This window comes from Stenotrophomonas sp. SMYL86, assembly GCF_036320025.1.
GTDB lineage: Bacteria > Pseudomonadota > Gammaproteobacteria > Xanthomonadales > Xanthomonadaceae > Stenotrophomonas > Stenotrophomonas maltophilia_A.
The window spans coordinates 21,431-38,292 of the sequence record NZ_JAWIRU010000022.1 but is presented as its reverse complement, the minus strand read 5'-3'; the positions used below and the strand labels follow the sequence as shown (position 1 = coordinate 38,292).

The following is a 16,862-nucleotide window of genomic DNA, read 5'->3' as shown; positions in this document are numbered from 1 at the left end:
GTAGGCGTGTGGGGATGTCGATTTCAGGGACTGTGGTTCGTCGAATGAATGACTTCAACAGGAGCTGCACATGAGCACTGACACCAAGCCGAAAGGCCCGGCCTCGTACTTCCCCTCCATCGAGAAGACCTATGGGCAACCGGTGACGCACTGGTTCGGGCTGCTGGCGGGCAAGAAGGGCCTGAAACACATGGAACTGGTCAGCTTCCTGAAAAGCGAGCATGGGGTGGGCCACGGCCATGCCAATGCGTTGGTGGCGCACCATCTGGCCGGAAAGGGCTGAGCAGGCAACCCGGCGCTGAACGGTCGTGTGGGGGTCAGGCTACACGGCCTCCGGGGTCAGGCAGACTGGGCGTTCATCCCGAGGCAGGACGCGCTCATGCAGGTCACGCTGGACGCGATCACCGTCGACAACTACGAAGCCGTGTGCGATCTCGACGTCAGCGAGGCGCAGCAGGACTTCGTCGCTGGGAATACCTGGTCGCTGGTGCAGGCAGCATTCCATCCCGGCTACCAGACCCGCGCCATCCAGGCCGATGGCGAGCTGGTCGGGTTCTTCATGTGGGTTCCGGAGACGCCGCAGCGCATCTCGATCTGGCGCTTCATGGTCGACCAGCGTTGGCAGGGGCGAGGCATCGGGCGCCGCGCGCTGGAACTGGCGCTGGCGCAGATCCGGGCCACGCCCGGGCTGGCCGAGATCGAGATCTGCTACAACCCGCGCAATCCGGTGGCCGGCGCCTTCTACGGCAGCTTCGGGTTCGTCGAGACCGGCATGGACGACGATGGCGAGGACATGCTGGCCGTGCTGCCGGTGACGCCTCCGAAATAATCTGAATGGGCGAGCGCAGCTGAACGATTTCATCTGCAACTGTCATGCAGATCGTGTCTAATATCGCTCCCCACCTGCTGTTCCCCCACCCGTATGTCTCTTCCCGCCCATGGCTCCGCGCCGTGCGACGACGCTGACGGCCACCTGGTCACCGCCGGTCCGCTGACCCCACCGCCCGACAGCGCCGGCACCACCGCTGACGAAAAAGCGCTGCGCCACTCGATTGCCGAGGACGTGCAGGGCATGGTGCTGGCCACGATGGTGGCCTCGCTGGGCCTGGCCATCTTCGCCAAGGGTGGGCTGATGATCGGCGGCATGGCCGGCATGGCGTTCCTGCTGCACTACGCGATGGGCTGGAACTTCGGCCTGGTGTTCGTGCTGGTCAATCTGCCGTTCTACTGGGTGGCGCTGCGGCGCATGGGCTGGGAATTCACCCTGAAGACCTTCGCCGCGGTCACCGCCTGTGGCGTGCTGACCGACCTGCTGCCGCGCTGGATCGATTTCTCGCACATCAACCCGCTGTATTCGGCGATCGTCGGTGGTGCGTTGTCCGGCCTGGGCATCCTGTTCTTCATCCGGCACCGTGCCAGCCTCGGTGGTATCGGCATCCTGGCGGTGTACCTGCAGCGCACCCGCGGCTGGAGCGCGGGCAAGGTGCAGATGTCCTACGACGCCTGCCTGATGGTGGCCGCGTTCTTCGTGTTGTCGCCGTCGAAGGTGCTGTACTCGGCGATCGGCGCGGTGGTGCTCAGCCTGGTGCTGATGTTCAACCACCGCCCGGGCCGTTACATGGGCGTGTGACGATTCGACGGTAGTGCCGGGGGGGGGGGGGGGGCCCCCGCCGCCGTGCGCGGGTGGGGGGCCCCCGCCGGCCCGGCCCGGCGGGCGGGCCCGCCCGCGGCCGGCCAACCCCTGCAGCCGGCCGGGGCCCCCCCCCCCCCCCCGGCGCTACCGGGAGGCCTGCAACCACGGCGGCGACAGCGTCAGCAGCCGCGCATGCACCGGGCAGTCCTCGGCGTGCGCACCGGGCAGGTAGCCCAGGCTCATCAGGAATTCGCCGGTGATCTCGCCGCCGGTGAAGCGGAACGTCTTCTTGAACAGCTTCACCCAGTCGGCCTTGCTGCGCGGATGGTGCGCGTCCAGCCACGCCGCGAAGCTGCCGTGGCTGGCCCGCAGCTGCTGGATCACCTGTGCGTTGTGGATCGCCGCCAGCACCTTCAGCCGGTTGCGGATGATGCCCGCGTCCGACAGCAGCCGTTCGATGTCCTGCTCGGCGTAGGCTGCAACCCGATCCACATCGAAGCCGTCATAGGCCGCGCGGAAGCCCTCGCGCTTCTTCAGGATGGTCTCCCAGCTGAGGCCGGCCTGGTTGATCTCCAGCACCAGCCGCTCGAACAGCTCGCGCTCGTCACGCTGCGGGAAGCCGTATTCGTTGGCGTGGTAGTAGTCGTGCACCGGATGGCCCGGGGCGATGAGGCAGTAACCGCTCATGGAGAAGACTCGTTGGATTCGGGTTCGGGATCGATGGCCACCGCGGGGCGCCCGCCGATGGACAGCATCGGCCAGCGCGGTGGCACAAGCGTGAGTTTGCCGTCACGCAGGGCCTGGTTGATCGCCTCGGCCTGGCCGCTGACGGTGCCGAACAGCGAACCGGCCCGGCGCCACTGGCCATCCCCGCCACGTGCGTACAGCACGCAGTCCGGCCCACGGTGGGTGTACAGCTCGCACAGCAGCACCTCGGTGCTGCCGTCGCCATCCAGGTCGCGATGCACGATCAGGCAGTCGCGCTCGCTCTGGGCGCAGGATTCGCCATTGATCTCGCGGGTGGCCAGTGCCTGCCACCAATCGTCCGGTGGCGAGCTGGATCCCTTGGCCAGCTTCAGCGCGCGCTGCAGGGCGGCGACGTCCTGCAGACCCTTGTCCAGGCGCTGTCCATCGTCCCAGCGCGAGGTACGTGCCAGCGCGGCAGCGATCACCTGTGGCGCATTGGCATCGGCGGTGATGGCCGGATCACGCTGCAGCTCGCGCAGCGCCTGCACGCCACGGCGCCCAAGATCGAAGCGCAGCACGTTGACGTCACTGCTGGTGATCGCTGGCGGGTCCGCACGCAGGCGCGCCAACTGGCTGGACAGGGTCAGCCGCACCGGGTCCAGCAGCGGCGAGTTGCCCACCAAGGCCAATGCCAGCACCACCCAGCACATCCAGCGGTTGACCGGTTCCAGTGTCTGCAACCAGCGGGGCTGCCGGCGCAGCACCGCCAGTGCATAGCCCACGGCATAGCCGGCCACGGCCAACGCGATCAGCACCGCCCAGAAGCGGTCCAGGGTCCAGCCGTACTGCACCACGCGCAGGCCCAGTGCATACAGCGCCAGCACCGCATAGACCGGCAGCGCCAGCAGGCTGGCCTCGACCAGCCGGCGCAGCACGACGGGGTAGGGCGCGGTGTCGTCGCCTTGCTGGTAGACCGCATTGGTGAATGACACCAGCAGCAGCGACAGCACCAGCAGCAGACTGGCGGCCGAGCGGGTCTTCCACAGCGGTTCCAGCCCGGTCAGCGGCAGGCTCAGCACGAACAGCACGGCAATGAACGAGAGCAGCGGCAGCAGCCCGCGACAGATCGCGAACAGCACCTGGCGGGTGATCTGGATCGCGCGGTGCTGGGTGCGCCCGATCAGCACGCCGAACCCGGCCAGGCTGCCGGTGGCCAGCCCGATGAACGCGTCCTGCCGGAACAGGTCGCGGAAGACGGTCACGTCGAGCAGCTGGAACAGCGCCGCCCACAGCCACAACAGCAGCCAGGTCAGCCCGGTGAACAGCGCGGCGAGGGCCAGGGTCAAACCATTCTGCCAGGCGCGCTCGAACAGCTCCGGGTAGCTGGCACGCCAATGCCCGTGCTGCAGCTGGAACTGCCACCAGGGCAGGGCCACGAACACCGCCACGGCCATGCCCAGGGTCAGCGGGAACTGCAGCGCGCCCGATTCCAGTGCGGTCTCGCCGTTGAGGTTCCAGCCGGTCCAGGCGGCCAGCGCCAGCACCACCGCCGAGCCGAGCGCGGCCTGCAGCCACAGGCGGCGCTGGCCCAGCTCGACCAGGCTCAGCGCCACCGCGCTGGGAATGGCCAGCACCCAGGCATACCAGCAGTAGCGCCAGCCGATATCGCGGAACGGCCACGCATCGGACAGCTCCTGCGCGGCATACAGCATCAGGCCCTGCAGCAGCGCGATCAGGACGATGGCGCTGCGTGCCGGCAGGGTCAGGGGCGATGAAGACTGCATCGACGACCTTCCATGGCAAAGCACCATCCTAGCCCATCGCGGTTCGGCGCCATCGCGCGACCATCCCGCCCCCAGCAGGTAGAATGGGGCCATGCCTGTTACGCCGACTTCCCTTGCCGATCACCTGCTCGTCGCGCTGCCGTCGCTGCTCGACGCGACCTTTGCCCGCAGCGTCGCGCTGATCTGCCAGCACGACGAGAACGGGGCGATGGGCGTGCTGGTCAACCAGCCTTCCGAGTACACGCTGGGGGAAGTGCTTGCACAGATGGACATCACCACCGGTGATGGCGACCTGCAGGCGCGCATGGTGCTCAACGGCGGCCCGGTGCATCCCGAACGTGGCTTCGTCATCCATGACGACGCACGCGCATGGGATTCCAGCCTGATCGTGGGTGAAGGCCTGTACCTGACCACCTCGCGCGACATCCTCGAAGCGATGGCGCGCGGCGAAGGCCCGGCCAATGCCGTGGTCACCCTCGGCTGTGCCGGTTGGGGTGCAGGGCAGCTGGAAAACGAGCTGTCCGAGAACAGCTGGCTGACCGTGCCGGCCGATGCCGAGCTGGTGTTCCAGCTGCCGCTGGAGCAGCGTTGGCAGGGCGCGGCTTCGCGCATCGGCGTGGACCTGTTCCGGCTGACCGACTACAGCGGCCATGTCTGAGCCCATCACGCCCGCGCCGGATTCTGCTGCCCCGGCCATCCGCCGTGATGGCACCGTTCTGGGGTTCGATGTCGGCTCGCGCCGCATCGGCGTGGCCATCGGCAGTGCCTTCGCTGCGCATGCGCGCGCGGTGGCAGTGGTCGATGTGCACGGCAACGGCCCGGACTGGACCGCGATCGAACGCCTGCTCAAGGAATGGAAGCCCGACGGCTTGGTGGTCGGCGACCCGCTGACCCTGGACGGCCAGGACCAGCCCAACCGCAAGCGCGCGCAGGGCTTTGCCCGCCAGCTGCGGGAACGTTTCAAGCTGCCGGTGGTGATGATCGACGAGCGTTCCAGCTCGGTCGAGGCCGCCCGCCGCTTCGCTGTCGAGCGCGCCGAAGGGCGCAAGCGCCGCCGTGATGCGGCCGCCCTCGATGCCGTTGCCGCGGCGGTGATCATCGACCGCTGGCTGTCGTCCCCCGACGATGCCATCCCCATTCCCTGACTGCCCGACACCGCCATGACCGCCCAGCAACTCGATGCCTCCGGCCGCCTGCGCCACCTGCTGACCCTCGAAGGCCTTCCGCGCGACACCCTGCTGCAGCTGCTTGACCGGGCAGGGCAGATCCGCGACGCCGCGGTCGGTCGTGTCGGCAACAAGCGCCACGTGCTGGCCGGTTCGGCGGTGTGCACGCTGTTCTTCGAACCGTCCACACGCACCCGCAGCTCGTTCCAGCTGGCCGCGCAGCGCCTGGGCGCCGACGTACTGAACTTCGATGCATCGACCTCGTCCACGCGCAAGGGCGAAACCGCCTGCGACACGCTGCGCAACCTGGAGGCGATGGGCGTGCGCGGCTTCGTGGTGCGCCACCCCGATGATGGCGCCGTGGCCGCACTGGCCGAGGCAGCGGGTGAGGGCACTGCACTGATCAACGCCGGTGACGGGCGCAGCGCGCACCCGACCCAGGGCCTGCTGGACATGCTGACCCTGCGCCAGGCCAAGGGCCCGGATTTCTCGAAGATGAAAGTGGTGATCGTCGGCGACGTGAAGCACTCGCGCGTGGCCCGCACCGACCTGCATGCGCTGCGTACGCTCGGCGTGGGCGAGATCCGCGTGTGTGGCCCGCAGTCGCTGCTGCCGGACGACGAGACCCTGAAGGGCTGCGTGGTCGGCGATGATTTCGACGCGATGCTGGAAGGCGTCGACGCGCTGATGATGCTGCGCCTGCAGCGCGAGCGCATGGAAGAAGGCCTGGTGCCGTCGCTGGAGCAGTACCACGCGCAGTACGGCCTGACCAACGAACGCCTGGCCCGCGCCGGCAAGGATGCCGCGGTGCTGCATCCAGGCCCGATCAACCGCGGCGTGGAAGTGACCGACGAGGTGGCCGACGGCCCGCAGTCGTGGGTGCTGCGCCAGGTCGCCAACGGCGTCGCCGTGCGCATGGCCGTGCTGGAAACGCTGCTGGGCTGACCACCGCTCTGGTGGGTGTCAACCTTGGTTGGCACACTCACCGCTCGGCTTGTCCGCGCACCGCTTTGGTAGATGCCAACCTTGGTTGGCACTATCCACCGGAGCTCATGTCATCGGGCAGATCACATGATGCCCCAAGCTCCCATTCGCACCAGGCATGGGGATATTGCCCCAACCGCGTCGTCAGCCCGGCCCTGATCGGATTTCCCATCAGGTACATCGCATGTCGGTGCAACGATTCGTCCGAGCGGATCGCATGATCGTGATAGCAGGCCTGCCAGAAGCGCCCGACTCGCCCCAGCAGCCGGTTTGCCTGCTGGGCTGTGCGCGACTTGAAACGCTTCATGACGGTTTCCAGTGACCCGGCGCGCAGTTCGACCAGCCAGTGAATGTGGTCGGGCATGACCACGTAGGCAATCGAGCGGGTGAAGCCTTCCTGATCAAGTCGCTGGAATTCGCGCACTGCCAAGGCGGCCACTGCGGCGTTGGTGAAGAGCGGTGCGCGGTCATGGACGACTGTGGTGAGGATATAGCTGAGGCCGACGCTGGAGCGACGACCGAGCAGGAGACGTGTGTTCTGCATGGAGCAAGCATGGATGGGCCTGCTTCCAGTGAACATCGGGGAATGGCTTGGTTTCAGGTAGGCCAGTGCCAACCAAGGTTGGCAACTACCAGAGCAGTCAATGCCAACCAAGGTTGGCAACTACCAGAGCAGTCAATGCCAACCAAGGTTGGCAACTACCAGAGCAGTCAATGCCAACCAAGGTTGGCAACTACCAGAGCAGTCAATGCCAACCAAGGTTGGCAACTACCAGAGCAGTCAATGCCAACCAAGGTTGGCAACTACCAGAGCAGTCAGTGCCAACCAAGGTTGGCAGCTACGAGAAACTGCGGTTCAGCGCTTCTGCGCGAACAGCCACGCCCACATTGCCGGGTCGGCGTAGGTAGCGTCCCAGGCATTGTGATTGCCTTCCGGGTACTCGGTGTAGCGCACATCGCGTGAGTTGGCGCTCTGGAATGCGGCATGCAGCCTGCGGTCGTCATCCGGTGGCACCACGTCATCCAGCGCGCCGTGGAAGATCCAGATCGGCGTGTGCTGCAGGCGCTGCGCGATCACGGCATACGGATCGGTTTCCTGGGCGACCTGCTCGACGAACAGGGTCGGGCGCTTTGCGCGTGGTGCCAGCACGGCACCGCACACCGGCACGATCGCGGCAAAGCGGCGCGGGTCGTCCAGGGCGATGTTCCAGCTGCCGTAGCCGCCCATCGACATGCCGGTCAGGTACTGCCGTGCCGGGTCGGCGCCGAATTCGGCGATCGTCGCGTCCAGCGCGGCAACGGCCGCACGGTTGTTGCGGCCGCTCCATTCCTCATGGCCTGGTACCTGTGGGAACACCACCAGGGCAGGGAAGTCGGGATGCTCGCGCAGATAAGGCCCCAGCCCGGCGTGGGTCTGCTTGATGCCATCGGCGCCGCGCTCGCCCGAACCGTGCAGGAACAGGATGACCGGGACGTTGGAGGTTGCGGGCGTCTGCCCACCAGGGCTGTGGGCCTGCAGGCCCGCGGGAATGAACACCTGGTAGTAAGCCGTGTGTCCATCCACCTTCACCGCACGTGCTTCGAAGCGGCCACGCGCGCTGTCCGGCAGCGAAGTGCAACCGCTCATCATCAGAAGGGCCAGCAGTGGCAGCCAGCGCGACAGCAGACGGACCATGGGGTTTTCCGAAGCGGCGAGAACGCCTGCATCGTAGTCCGCCAACGTCGGCCCGGCATCGTGCGCCGCGTCACTGCGGGCGCGGGAAGCTGGCGATGATGTCCAGCTGCTCCTGGGCCTCGGCATTGCCTTCGGCGGCCGCAGCCTGCACCTGCGCCATATCCGGGTGCAGCACCACCAGCAGCGGGTTCTCGCAGACCGGGCAGTCGTACTCGGTGGCGTCCTCGTCCAGCTCCATCTCCATGGCACGCGAGCTGCCCTTCCATTCGCAGGCCGGGCAGGTGTGCTGCTGGTCGCGCCAGCCGGGCTGGAAGTAGTTTTCTATCGTTGTTGCCATGGGTGTTCCCGTTGAGTGGGGTCCGAGCCCCGCTTGGCGGGGCCCGATCCTTGATGCGGTCAGTGCAGCAGCACCAGGGTGGCCAGGCCGAGGAAGGTGAAGAAGCCCATCGAGTCGGTCACGGCGGTCAGGAAGATGCCGCTGGCCAGCGCCGGGTCGAAGCCGAAGCGTTTCAGGGTCAGTGGCACCAGCACGCCGGCCAACGCGGCGAACAGCAGGTTGCAGGTCAGCGCGATGGCGATCACCGCCGACAACCCGGGCGAGTGGAACCAAGCGAGTACGATCAGGCCCAGCACCGAACCCAGCATCACGCCGTTCAACAAGGCGACCCGCACTTCCTTCCACAGCAGCGTGCGCGCGTTGGAGGCGCCCACCTGGCCCAGCGCCAGGCCGCGCACCATCAGCGCCAGCACCTGGGTGCCGGCGTTGCCTCCGAGGCCCGCAACGATCGGCATCAGCACCGCCAGCGCCACCAGCTTGTCGATGGTGCCCTCGAAGTGGCCGACCACGCTGGACGCCAGGAATGCCGTGCACAGATTGACCGACAGCCACATCAGGCGGCGGCGCATGGCGCGCCAGACCGGGCTGAAAAGATCTTCGTCCTCGTCCAGGCCGGCGGCGCCCAGCGCCTGGTGCTCGGCCTGTCCACGGATGATGTCGACCACGTCATCGATGGTGATGCGGCCGACCAGGATGTTGTTGTCGTCCACCACCGGCGCGGAGATCCAGTCATGGTCGGAGAACTGGCGGGCGACTTCCTGGTCGCTTTCGCCGACATCGATCGCCGGTTGCTCGTCGTCGATCAGGCGGTTGATCGGGGTGGTGTCCTCGTGGGTCACCAGTGCCGCCAGCGACACCCGGCCGAGGTATTGATGGCGCCGGCTGACCACGAACAGGTGGTCGGTGTGGTCGGGCAGTTCGCCACGCAGGCGCAGGTAGCGCAGCACCACGTCAACGTTGACGTCGGCGCGCACGGTCACCACGTCCGGGTTCATCAGGCGGCCGGCGCTGTCCTCGGGGTAGGACAGCACCTGTTCCAGGCGCTCGCGGTTCTCGCGGTCCATCGACTTGAGGACTTCGTCGATGACCGTGTCCGGCAGATCTTCGACCAGGTCGGCCAGATCATCGATGTCCAGGTCTTCGACCGCGGCGATGATCTCGTCCGGGTCCATGTCGGCGAGCAGGCTCTCGCGCACGTCGTCGCCGACGTGGACCAGCACCTCACCGTCATCTTCCGGATCGACCAGGCCCCAGACGATCTCGCGTTTGCCGGGCGGCAGCGATTCGAGCAGGTTGCCGATCTCGGCCGGGGCCAGGGTGTTGACCAGGCGGCGCACCGGGCCCAGCCGACCGCTGTCCAGTGCGTCGGACAGCATCCGCAGTTGGCGCGCAGTCTTGTCGTGGCGTACAGCTTCAGCCATCGCAGCTCCCGCGGGATAAGAAAAGCCGCGATCCCGGCAAGGATGCGGCAACAGGGGTGTTCAGCGCGTCATTATCGCAAGGGGATGTTTCAACGCATAGCCGCCGGGCGGTGGTAGTGACGGCCGCTGGCCGGCAAGCGTCCCCATTGAAGGCCATGAGGTTGCCGGCCAGCGGCCGGCACTACCCTTGGCGCTCAGGGCGTATCCGCCACCAGCGCCAGCCAGCGCTCGATCGCGCGACGGTCGCGTGCGGCCAGCAGCTTCGGCGCGCGCGCGCGCAGCGCGGCCAGGTCGGCCTCGCGGATCGCGCGGCGCACCTCCAGCAGTGTGCCGGGGTGCAGGCTGAATTCGCTCAGGCCCAGCGCCAGCAGCAGCGGAGTCATCCGTGCATCACCGGCCATCTCACCGCAGACCGCCACCGGAATGCGATGCCGCGCGCCGGTCTCGATCACCATCTGCAGCAACCGCAGCACGGCCGGATGCAGCGGCGAATACAGCTCGCCCAGTGCCTCGTTGTTGCGGTCAGCGGCCAGCAGGTACTGCACCAGGTCGTTGGTGCCGATCGACAGGAAGTCGACCAGGTCGATGAAGCTCTCCAGCGCCAACGCCGCAGCGGGCACCTCGATCATCGCGCCCAGCGGCACATGGTCGGACACCATGTGGCCTTCGCTGCGCAGCTGTTCGGTCAGCTTGAGCATGCGCCGGCGCACCGCCAGCAGTTCCTCGCGGGTGCTGACCATCGGCACCAGCACGCGCAGCTTGCCGTAGGCCGAGGCGCGCAGGATCGCGCGCAGCTGGGTGTCGGCCACCTTGGGCCGTGCCAGCGACAGGCGTACGCCGCGCAGTCCCAGGGCCGGGTTTTCTTCGTTGCTCAGGGTCAGGCCGGTGCGGTCGGCCTTGTCCGCGCCCAGATCGAGCGTGCGGATGGTGACCGGTCGCCCGCTCATGCCCAACGCGGCATCGCGGTAGGTCTGGAACTGTTCTTCTTCGTCCGGCAGCTCGTTGCGCTGCAGGAACAGGAATTCGGTGCGGTACAGGCCCAGCCCCTGCGCGCCCAGCGCATGCGCCTGGGTGACGTCCTCCAGCGATTCGGCATTGGCCAGCAGGGCGATGTCGACCTGGTCGCGGGTACGGCTGGGTTTGCTGCGCAGGCGGCCGAGCTCGCGCTGCTCGCGCGCATGTTCTTTCAGGCGCGCGCGGTAGTCGCGCAGGTTGTCGGCCTGCGGGTTGGCGGTGATGCTGCCGTCGGCGCCATCGATGATCAGCACGTCGCCATCGGCGATGCGGCTGAGCAGCTGCGGCACGTTGACGATCAAGGGCAGGTGCAGGCTGCGCGCCAGGATCGCACTGTGCGACAGCGCGCTGCCGGCGGCGGTGACGATGCCGACCACCCCCTGCGCCTGCAACTGGGCAAGCTCGGAGGGCGCGATGTTGTCGCAGACCAGGATTTCACCGGCCAGGCCTTTCATCACCGGCGGGCGTTCGGGCTGCAGGAAGGCGTGGATGCGGCCGATCACATGGTCGAGGTCGTCCATGCGGCTCTTCAGATAGGCATCGTCCATGCCATCGAAGACCTTGGCCAGGCGGTCACGCTGCAGGCGCAACGCATAGCCGGCGCTGTAGGGGCCGCTGCGGATCAGTTCGTCCAGCCCGAACAACAGCTCGGGGTCGTCCAGCAGCAGGGCATGCAGGTCGAGGAACTCGCCCACCTCCTGGTTCAGGGCGCCATGCAGGCGCTGCCGCAGTTCGTGCATTTCCGTGCGCGCGGCATCCACCGCGCGGTGCAGGCGGGCCAGCTCGGCCTCGACCTGATGGGCGGCGACGCGCTGCTCGGCCACTTCCAGCGCATGTGGCAGGCGCACCCGCGCCCGGCCCATCGCTGCGCCACGGGCAGCACCGTGCCCGGCCAGCAGCTGTACCGGCCGCTGGCCGGAGGGGACCTGGCCGGCGCGCGCGCGTGGCACGCTCAGCTGTCCTCGTCGAAGCGGCGTTCGAACAGGCCGACCACCGCTTCCATCGCGGCGGCTTCGTCCTCGCCGTTGATGCGCACCGTGACCGGGGTGCCCTGGCCGGCGGCCAGCAGCATCACGCCCATGATGCTCTTGGCGTTGATCTCACGGCCCTTGGCGGCCATGGTCACGTTGCAGCGGAACGGCGCCAGGGTCTGCACCAGCTTGGCGGTGGCCCGGGCGTGCAGGCCCAGGCGGTTGCTCACGGTGAGTTCTCGTTCAAGCATCGTCGACTATCGCTCCATTACGGGTACCCGCCGCGGCTGTGGCGGGCAGTTGATCCAGTCCCTGTTCCGGATAATTCATCACCCGCAGCAACATCGGCAGGCTCAGCGCCGACACCCGGCGAACCGGGGTCCCCAGCCGGGCCAGCTGCCCGGCAAGGTTGGCGGGGCTGGCGCCGTACAGGTCGGTCAGGATCAGCACGCCTTCACCACTGTCGACCCGCCGCAGAGCGGCCGAGGCGAGCGGGAGCAGGGCGTCCAGGTCTGCGTCGAACGGTACTTCGAAAGCTTCGGTTTTCAGCGGCAATTGCCGCAGGAGCCGGGTCGCCACGTCAAGCAGGGCGGTCCCGACCCCGGGATGTGTTACGAGGAGAATGCCACAGGTCATTACTGCACGTTAACAGGTCAAGGTGAATTGGCGATAGCAGCAGATGAGGGGCACTGTGTCCCGTATTCAGCGTTGCTCGGGTCGGAGCCCATTTCCGTTGGAAAAGGATCCGACCCCATCCGTTTTTCGGTGCCTGACCGGGATTCATCCACGCATGGCGTGGATCTACCGTGTCGACCAAGGTCGACACCTACCAACAGCACACGGAATCTGTCAGAGGTGGGGCGGTGTGGGTCTGCAGGACCGTTGGCGCCATGGATGGCGCCATCGAGCCCCCATGGACGGGTTTACGGCGTGTCCTGCAGACCCACACCGCCCCGCCATCCCACGTAATCCCGCTCTTGCCGTTGACGTGGCCTCTGCGGGTGCCGGGCGCAGCCCGGCCGACCCCCTCAATCCTGTTCGCGGTGGTAGGTCGCCACGTCTTCCCAGCCCATCTCGCGGGCATGCCGGGCCAGGCGCTCGGCCAGGAACACCGAACGGTGCTTGCCGCCGGTGCAGCCGAAGGCCACGGTCACATAGCTGCGGGTGCCATCCCCCAGCTTCGGCAGCCAGGTATCGAGGAAATCCATCAGCTGGGTCAGGTAGCGCTGCACGTCCGGCTGCGCTTCCAGGTAGTCGCGCACGCCCGGTTCGCGGCCACTCAGCGCACGCAGATCCGGGTCCCAGTGTGGATTGGGCAGCACCCGCGCATCGAACACGAAGTCAGCCTCGGCCGGCACGCCGCGCTTGTAGGCGAACGATTCGAACAGCAGCGACAGGCCGGTGGCATGGTCCATCGTGAACTCGGTGATGATCCGCCGCCGCAGCTGATGCACGTTGAGATTGCTGGTATCGATCACCGCATCGGCCTCGCGGCGCAGCGGTGCGGTCAATTCACGCTCACGCGCGATCGCTTCGGGCAGCGACAGGCCCAGCTGGCTCAGTGGATGGCGGCGGCGGGTGTCGGCGTAGCGTTTGAGCACGGCCTCGTCGCTGGCCTCGAAGAACAGCACCTTCACTTCCACGCCGGCATCGGTGGCCAGCTGCCGCCAGTCGCCCAGCTGGCTCAGGTCGGCCTGGCCGCGCACGTCGATGCCTACTGCCAGGCGGCGTGGTGCGCTGCCGTCGTGGTTGGCCAGCAGGCTGCGCACGAAGTCGGGCAGCAGATTGATCGGCAGGTTGTCCGAGCAGTAGTAGTCCTGGTCCTCGAAGGTCTTCAGGGCGACGGATTTACCCGAGCCGGACAGGCCGCTGACGATGATCAGGGTCGGGGCGGAGGGGGTGACGGTGCTCATGGACAGGCTCTTCGAAGGACAGGGGAATCAGGGTGTTCGCCGTTCCAGCAGGTTGCTGTGGCGGGCGATGAACATGGCCGCCGGGTCGATGCCCTTGGTGCGCAGGATGTGCAGGCGGGTCGCGGCCTCGGTCAGCACGGCCAGGTTGCGGCCGGGCATCACCGGCAGGGTGATCAGCGGTACATCCAGGTCCAGCACATGGCGGGTGCCCGAGTCGCCGGTCAGGCGCTCGTAGCCATGCGGGGTGGGTTCGGTCATCGGCTTGGTCAGGTGGACGATCAGCCGAAGGTACTTGTTCTTCTTTACAGCCGTGTCGCCGAACATCTCGCGCACGTTCAGCACGCCCAGGCCGCGCACTTCCAGCAGGTCCTGCAGCAGTTCGGGGCAGGTGCCATCGAGCACGTCGGGCGCGATCTGGGTGAATTCGGGCGCATCATCGGCGACCAGGCGGTGGCCGCGGCTGAGCAACTCCAGCGCCAGCTCGCTCTTGCCCGATCCGGCCTCTCCGGTGATCAGCACGCCGATGGAGTAGATCTCCATGAACACGCCATGCAGGATCACCCGCGGCGCCAGCGTACGCGCCAGGTGGTAGGACAGATGGTTGAGCAGTTCGTGGCCGCGCTTGGGCGACAGCCACAGCGGCGTGCCGGATTCGTCAGCAGCGGCGCGCAGGTCTTCCGGGCAGGCCTGGTTGCGGGTCAGCACCAGCGCCAGCGGGTGCGACTGCATGATCTTTTCGATGGTCTCCCAGCGCTGGCGCGGTTCCAGCGCATCCAGCCAGGACAGTTCCTCGGTACCCAGGATCTGCACCTTGTTGGGGTAGATCGCATTGAGGTAGCCGGCCAGCGACGGACGCCGCGAGACCGTGTTGCCGGCCTCCAGCTCGCGCTTCTCGCCGGACTTGCCGGCAGCCCAGCGCAGCCCCAGCCGCTCGCGCTGCTGTTCGAACAGTTCACGGGCGGTGATGCTGGTATTCATGCGGCACTCGCAGGTGGGGTCATGTCCAGCGCCTCGCGCAGCGCCCGGGCATCGCCCGCTTCGCGCAGGGCCTGGCGGATGTCGGGCGCCGAAAACAGCTCGGCCAGCTCGGACAGCAGCATCAGGTGCTGGTGGGTGTAGTGGGCGGGGACGGCCATGGCGAACACCAGGTCCACCGGCTCGTCGCCACCGAAGTCGACCGGGGTGGCCAACCGCAGCAGGGCGCCGCGGGGGCGGTCCAGGGTTGGCGCGCGGCCGTGGGGAATGGCGATGCCGTGACCGATCGCGGTGCTGCCCAGCGCTTCGCGCTGGCACAGGTTCAGATAGATCTGTTCGGCGTTGGCCTGGCGGCAGGCCAGCAACCCGGCGGCGGCCTGCAGGACGCTGTCGCGGTCGGTGGCCGTGCAGAGCTGGGTCTGCACGGCCGCCAGGAGGTCAGTCAGGGGCATGTCTGCGGGGAACGGTGGCGATCAGCCACCATTGTCGCCCACCGGCAGCGGTGCGTGCTGCTGTTTTTTCTCCTTGTGCTTGATCACCAGACGGTCAAGCTTGTCCGCAAGCAGGTCGATCGCGGCATACATGGTCTGGGCATTGGCCTCGGCGTGCAGGGTCTGGCCGGGAATGTTGAGGCTGGCGTCGACGTGGTGTTCGGTCTTCTGCAGCTTGAGGGTCACCCGCGCTTCGCAGTGCTGGTCGAAGTGTTTGCCGATCCGGGCCAGCTTCTCCTCTACATAGGACTGCAGGGCCGGGGTGACTTCGACATCTTTGCCAAACGTTTCGATGCGCATCGGGTTTCTCCTGTGTTCGGATGTGCCAATGAACCTCTCCGCCGGGCGCGGCGGCGCGTCAAGCGATTCTGACCCTTTCGTGCGAGGCGGAAATGTTCATGGCTTCACGATACTTCGCCACGGTGCGTCGCGCTACTGGAATTCCCGACGATTTGAGCAGGTCAGCCAGCTTGGCGTCAGAAAGCGGCTTGCGCGGGTTCTCGTCGTCGATCAGGCGCCGGATCATCGCCTGGATGGCCGTGCTGGACGCCTCGCCACCGCCCTCGGTATCGATGCCCGAGGCGAAGAAGGCGCGCAGCGGCAGGGTGCCGCGCGGGGTACGCACGTGCTTGCGGGCGATCGCGCGCGAGACCGTGGATTCGTGCAGGCCGAGCTCGGTGGCGATCTCGCGCAGGGTCAGTGGACGCAGCGCCTGCTCGCCGAATTCGAGGAAGCCGGCCTGCTGCAGGATCAGGCTGCGTACCACCCGCAGCAGGGTTTCGCCACGCTGCTGCAGCCCTTTCAGCAGCCAGCGCGCTTCCTGCAGCTGGGCACGCAGGTAGCCGGCATCGGCGTCGCCACAACGTCGGATCAGCTGTTCGTAGCCGCGGTGGATCACCACCTTCGGCCCGGCATGCGCGGCCAGCGCTGCGCGCCATACGCCGTTCTGCCGCCACACCACCACATCCGGCACCACGTAGGTGTCCTGCGACAGCGGTGCGATCTGCGTGCCCGGGCGCGGGTCCAGCGAGCGCAGCAGGGTGACTGCGGTCTCGACCTCGTCCAGGGGCTGTTTCAGTTCATGGGCCAGCCCGGCGACGCCGCTGCGCGGCAGCCGTTCCAGCGGGCCTGCGGCAATCTGTCGCGCCAGCACCAGGCCGGGCGTGTCACCGGCCAGCACATCCAGCTGCAGCAGCAGGCATTCGCCCAGCGTGCGTGCAGCCACACCGACCGGATCGAAACGCTGGATGCGATGCAGCACGGCGAGGATCTCGTCCTCGTCGGCGTGGATCGCCGGCAACAGGGTTTCGGCGATGGTGGCCAGCGGCTCGCGCAGGTAACCGTCGTCGTCCAGCGCATCGATCAGTGCGGCACCGATACTGCGATCACGCGAGGACAGATGCGACAGATGCAGCTGCCACAGCAGATGGTCGGCCAGTGTTTCGGTTTCGGCTACGCGCTCGGCGGCGCTGCCGGTGTCGTCGTCATCGTCGAAGCTGCCGCCGCTGCCGGCCGCGCTCCAGTCCAGTTCGGCCGGTGCCCAGTCGTCACCGGCATCGGTACGTTCTGCCGGGGCGTCACCGTCGTTGCCATCGCTGCCTTCGTTGCCGGCGCTGCTGCTGTCACTGCTGTCGGCCCAGTCCAGCAGCGGATTGCTTTCCACCGCCTGGGCGATCTCCAGCTCCAGCTCGGTGGTGGACATCTGCAGCAGCTTGATCGCCTGCTGCAACTGGGGCGTGAGCACCAGCTGCTGTCCCAACGATGTCTGCAGCCGAGTCTTCATGCCTGTGCCGAAAGGAAGGAGAGGGACC

General features: G+C 67.3%; 20 protein-coding genes. 6 read left to right on the top strand and 14 right to left on the bottom strand.

Annotation, left to right across the window (positions count from 1 at the left end; all coding sequences use genetic code 11):
• Positions 1-70: 70 nt before the first annotated feature.
• The 3 genes from V3B64_RS19000 (at position 71) to V3B64_RS18990 (ending at position 1,630) form a co-directional block, all read left to right on the top strand.
• Complete coding sequence (locus V3B64_RS19000; protein WP_049400678.1) at positions 71-283, top strand: DUF4287 domain-containing protein; 213 nt, start codon at positions 71-73, stop codon at positions 281-283.
• Positions 284-379: 96 nt separating this feature from the next.
• Positions 380-829, top strand: a complete 450-nt coding sequence (locus tag V3B64_RS18995; RefSeq protein WP_329914691.1) for a GNAT family N-acetyltransferase — start codon at positions 380-382, stop codon at positions 827-829.
• Between the two features lie 93 nt (positions 830-922).
• Positions 923-1,630, top strand: a complete 708-nt coding sequence (locus V3B64_RS18990) for a YitT family protein (protein ID WP_094002035.1) — start codon at positions 923-925, stop codon at positions 1,628-1,630.
• Between the two features lie 147 nt (positions 1,631-1,777).
• Here the strand turns inward: V3B64_RS18990 and V3B64_RS18985 are convergent, their stop codons facing one another.
• Positions 1,778-2,320, bottom strand: a complete 543-nt coding sequence (locus V3B64_RS18985; protein ID WP_049400680.1) for a DNA-3-methyladenine glycosylase I — start codon at positions 2,318-2,320, stop codon at positions 1,778-1,780.
• Positions 2,317-4,104: a DUF4153 domain-containing protein gene (locus tag V3B64_RS18980; RefSeq protein ID WP_329914690.1), complete on the bottom strand. Its 1,788-nt coding sequence runs from the start codon at positions 4,102-4,104 to the stop codon at positions 2,317-2,319. The genes V3B64_RS18985 and V3B64_RS18980 overlap by 4 nt, the downstream gene beginning before the upstream one ends.
• Positions 4,105-4,195: 91 nt before the next feature.
• On the opposite strand from V3B64_RS18980, the gene V3B64_RS18975 reads away from it, so the two are divergent.
• Genes V3B64_RS18975 through V3B64_RS18965 form a run of 3 tightly spaced genes read left to right on the top strand, consistent with a single transcriptional unit; the run spans position 4,196 to position 6,215 of the window.
• On the top strand, positions 4,196-4,762 hold the full coding sequence (locus V3B64_RS18975) for a YqgE/AlgH family protein (RefSeq protein WP_121504006.1): 567 nt from the start codon (positions 4,196-4,198) through the stop codon (positions 4,760-4,762).
• Positions 4,755-5,249 (top strand): Holliday junction resolvase RuvX, encoded by a 495-nt coding sequence (gene ruvX, locus V3B64_RS18970; RefSeq protein WP_182267361.1) that lies wholly within the window; start codon positions 4,755-4,757, stop codon positions 5,247-5,249. The genes V3B64_RS18975 and ruvX overlap by 8 nt, the downstream gene beginning before the upstream one ends.
• A gap of 15 nt (positions 5,250-5,264) precedes the next feature.
• Positions 5,265-6,215, top strand: a complete 951-nt coding sequence (locus tag V3B64_RS18965; protein ID WP_032130186.1) for an aspartate carbamoyltransferase catalytic subunit — start codon at positions 5,265-5,267, stop codon at positions 6,213-6,215.
• Between the two features lie 91 nt (positions 6,216-6,306).
• Here the strand turns inward: V3B64_RS18965 and V3B64_RS18960 are convergent, their stop codons facing one another.
• The 12 genes from V3B64_RS18960 to V3B64_RS18905 all read right to left on the bottom strand — a co-directional run bounded on the left by V3B64_RS18960 (position 6,307) and on the right by V3B64_RS18905 (position 16,834).
• The gene (locus tag V3B64_RS18960; RefSeq protein ID WP_071228058.1) at positions 6,307-6,798 is read right to left on the bottom strand and encodes a transposase; all 492 of its coding nucleotides are present in this window, start codon (positions 6,796-6,798) and stop codon (positions 6,307-6,309) included.
• 312 nt (positions 6,799-7,110) lie between these two features.
• Positions 7,111-7,929 carry an alpha/beta fold hydrolase gene (locus tag V3B64_RS18955; protein ID WP_329914689.1) on the bottom strand — a complete coding sequence of 273 codons (819 nt, stop codon included), beginning with the start codon at positions 7,927-7,929 and terminating at the stop codon, positions 7,111-7,113.
• Positions 7,930-7,999: 70 nt separating this feature from the next.
• Entirely contained in the window at positions 8,000-8,266 is a 267-nt protein-coding gene (locus V3B64_RS18950; protein WP_010483664.1) for a hypothetical protein, read from the bottom strand.
• 59 nt (positions 8,267-8,325) lie between these two features.
• Positions 8,326-9,687, bottom strand: coding sequence for a magnesium transporter (mgtE, locus tag V3B64_RS18945; RefSeq protein WP_329914688.1), 1,362 nt, complete (start codon positions 9,685-9,687; stop codon positions 8,326-8,328).
• 194 nt (positions 9,688-9,881) lie between these two features.
• Positions 9,882-11,651 (bottom strand): phosphoenolpyruvate--protein phosphotransferase, encoded by a 1,770-nt coding sequence (gene ptsP, locus V3B64_RS18940; protein WP_100437450.1) that lies wholly within the window; start codon positions 11,649-11,651, stop codon positions 9,882-9,884.
• Positions 11,652-11,653: 2 nt separating this feature from the next.
• A complete protein-coding gene (locus V3B64_RS18935) occupies positions 11,654-11,923 on the bottom strand; it encodes an HPr family phosphocarrier protein (RefSeq protein WP_005408385.1) in 270 nt (89 codons plus the stop codon).
• The gene (locus tag V3B64_RS18930; protein WP_014036239.1) at positions 11,916-12,308 is read right to left on the bottom strand and encodes a PTS fructose subfamily transporter subunit IIA; all 393 of its coding nucleotides are present in this window, start codon (positions 12,306-12,308) and stop codon (positions 11,916-11,918) included. The genes V3B64_RS18935 and V3B64_RS18930 overlap by 8 nt, the downstream gene beginning before the upstream one ends.
• A 392-nt stretch (positions 12,309-12,700) precedes the next feature.
• Positions 12,701-13,585 (bottom strand): RNase adapter RapZ, encoded by an 885-nt coding sequence (gene rapZ / locus V3B64_RS18925; protein ID WP_032130190.1) that lies wholly within the window; start codon positions 13,583-13,585, stop codon positions 12,701-12,703.
• Between the two features lie 27 nt (positions 13,586-13,612).
• Positions 13,613-14,563, bottom strand: coding sequence for an HPr(Ser) kinase/phosphatase (gene hprK / locus V3B64_RS18920; RefSeq protein ID WP_005408388.1), 951 nt, complete (start codon positions 14,561-14,563; stop codon positions 13,613-13,615).
• The gene (locus V3B64_RS18915; RefSeq protein ID WP_032130191.1) at positions 14,560-15,012 is read right to left on the bottom strand and encodes a PTS sugar transporter subunit IIA; all 453 of its coding nucleotides are present in this window, start codon (positions 15,010-15,012) and stop codon (positions 14,560-14,562) included. The genes hprK and V3B64_RS18915 overlap by 4 nt, the downstream gene beginning before the upstream one ends.
• Positions 15,013-15,033: 21 nt before the next feature.
• Positions 15,034-15,351, bottom strand: a complete 318-nt coding sequence (gene raiA / locus V3B64_RS18910; protein ID WP_004147311.1) for a ribosome-associated translation inhibitor RaiA — start codon at positions 15,349-15,351, stop codon at positions 15,034-15,036.
• Positions 15,352-15,409: 58 nt separating this feature from the next.
• Entirely contained in the window at positions 15,410-16,834 is a 1,425-nt protein-coding gene (locus V3B64_RS18905) for an RNA polymerase factor sigma-54 (RefSeq protein ID WP_279913695.1), read from the bottom strand.
• Positions 16,835-16,862: the final 28 nt, after the last annotated feature.

Excerpts from the sequence above, each read along its gene's own strand:
- V3B64_RS19000 (WP_049400678.1), top strand. The coding sequence starts at position 71 with ATGAGCACTGACACCAAGCCGAAAGGCCCGGCCTCGTACTTCCCCTCC.
- V3B64_RS18995 (WP_329914691.1), top strand. The coding sequence starts at position 380 with ATGCAGGTCACGCTGGACGCGATCACCGTCGACAACTACGAAGCCGTG.
- V3B64_RS18990 (WP_094002035.1), top strand. The coding sequence starts at position 923 with ATGTCTCTTCCCGCCCATGGCTCCGCGCCGTGCGACGACGCTGACGGC.
- V3B64_RS18985 (WP_049400680.1), bottom strand. The coding sequence starts at position 2,320 with ATGAGCGGTTACTGCCTCATCGCCCCGGGCCATCCGGTGCACGACTAC.
- V3B64_RS18980 (WP_329914690.1), bottom strand. The coding sequence starts at position 4,104 with ATGCAGTCTTCATCGCCCCTGACCCTGCCGGCACGCAGCGCCATCGTC.
- V3B64_RS18975 (WP_121504006.1), top strand. The coding sequence starts at position 4,196 with ATGCCTGTTACGCCGACTTCCCTTGCCGATCACCTGCTCGTCGCGCTG.
- ruvX (WP_182267361.1), top strand. The coding sequence starts at position 4,755 with ATGTCTGAGCCCATCACGCCCGCGCCGGATTCTGCTGCCCCGGCCATC.
- V3B64_RS18965 (WP_032130186.1), top strand. The coding sequence starts at position 5,265 with ATGACCGCCCAGCAACTCGATGCCTCCGGCCGCCTGCGCCACCTGCTG.
- V3B64_RS18960 (WP_071228058.1), bottom strand. The coding sequence starts at position 6,798 with ATGCAGAACACACGTCTCCTGCTCGGTCGTCGCTCCAGCGTCGGCCTC.
- V3B64_RS18955 (WP_329914689.1), bottom strand. The coding sequence starts at position 7,929 with ATGGTCCGTCTGCTGTCGCGCTGGCTGCCACTGCTGGCCCTTCTGATG.
- V3B64_RS18950 (WP_010483664.1), bottom strand. The coding sequence starts at position 8,266 with ATGGCAACAACGATAGAAAACTACTTCCAGCCCGGCTGGCGCGACCAG.
- mgtE (WP_329914688.1), bottom strand. The coding sequence starts at position 9,687 with ATGGCTGAAGCTGTACGCCACGACAAGACTGCGCGCCAACTGCGGATG.
- V3B64_RS18935 (WP_005408385.1), bottom strand. The coding sequence starts at position 11,923 with ATGCTTGAACGAGAACTCACCGTGAGCAACCGCCTGGGCCTGCACGCC.
- V3B64_RS18930 (WP_014036239.1), bottom strand. The coding sequence starts at position 12,308 with ATGACCTGTGGCATTCTCCTCGTAACACATCCCGGGGTCGGGACCGCC.
- rapZ (WP_032130190.1), bottom strand. The coding sequence starts at position 13,585 with ATGAGCACCGTCACCCCCTCCGCCCCGACCCTGATCATCGTCAGCGGC.
- hprK (WP_005408388.1), bottom strand. The coding sequence starts at position 14,563 with ATGAATACCAGCATCACCGCCCGTGAACTGTTCGAACAGCAGCGCGAG.
- V3B64_RS18915 (WP_032130191.1), bottom strand. The coding sequence starts at position 15,012 with ATGCCCCTGACTGACCTCCTGGCGGCCGTGCAGACCCAGCTCTGCACG.
- raiA (WP_004147311.1), bottom strand. The coding sequence starts at position 15,351 with ATGCGCATCGAAACGTTTGGCAAAGATGTCGAAGTCACCCCGGCCCTG.
- V3B64_RS18905 (WP_279913695.1), bottom strand. The coding sequence starts at position 16,834 with ATGAAGACTCGGCTGCAGACATCGTTGGGACAGCAGCTGGTGCTCACG.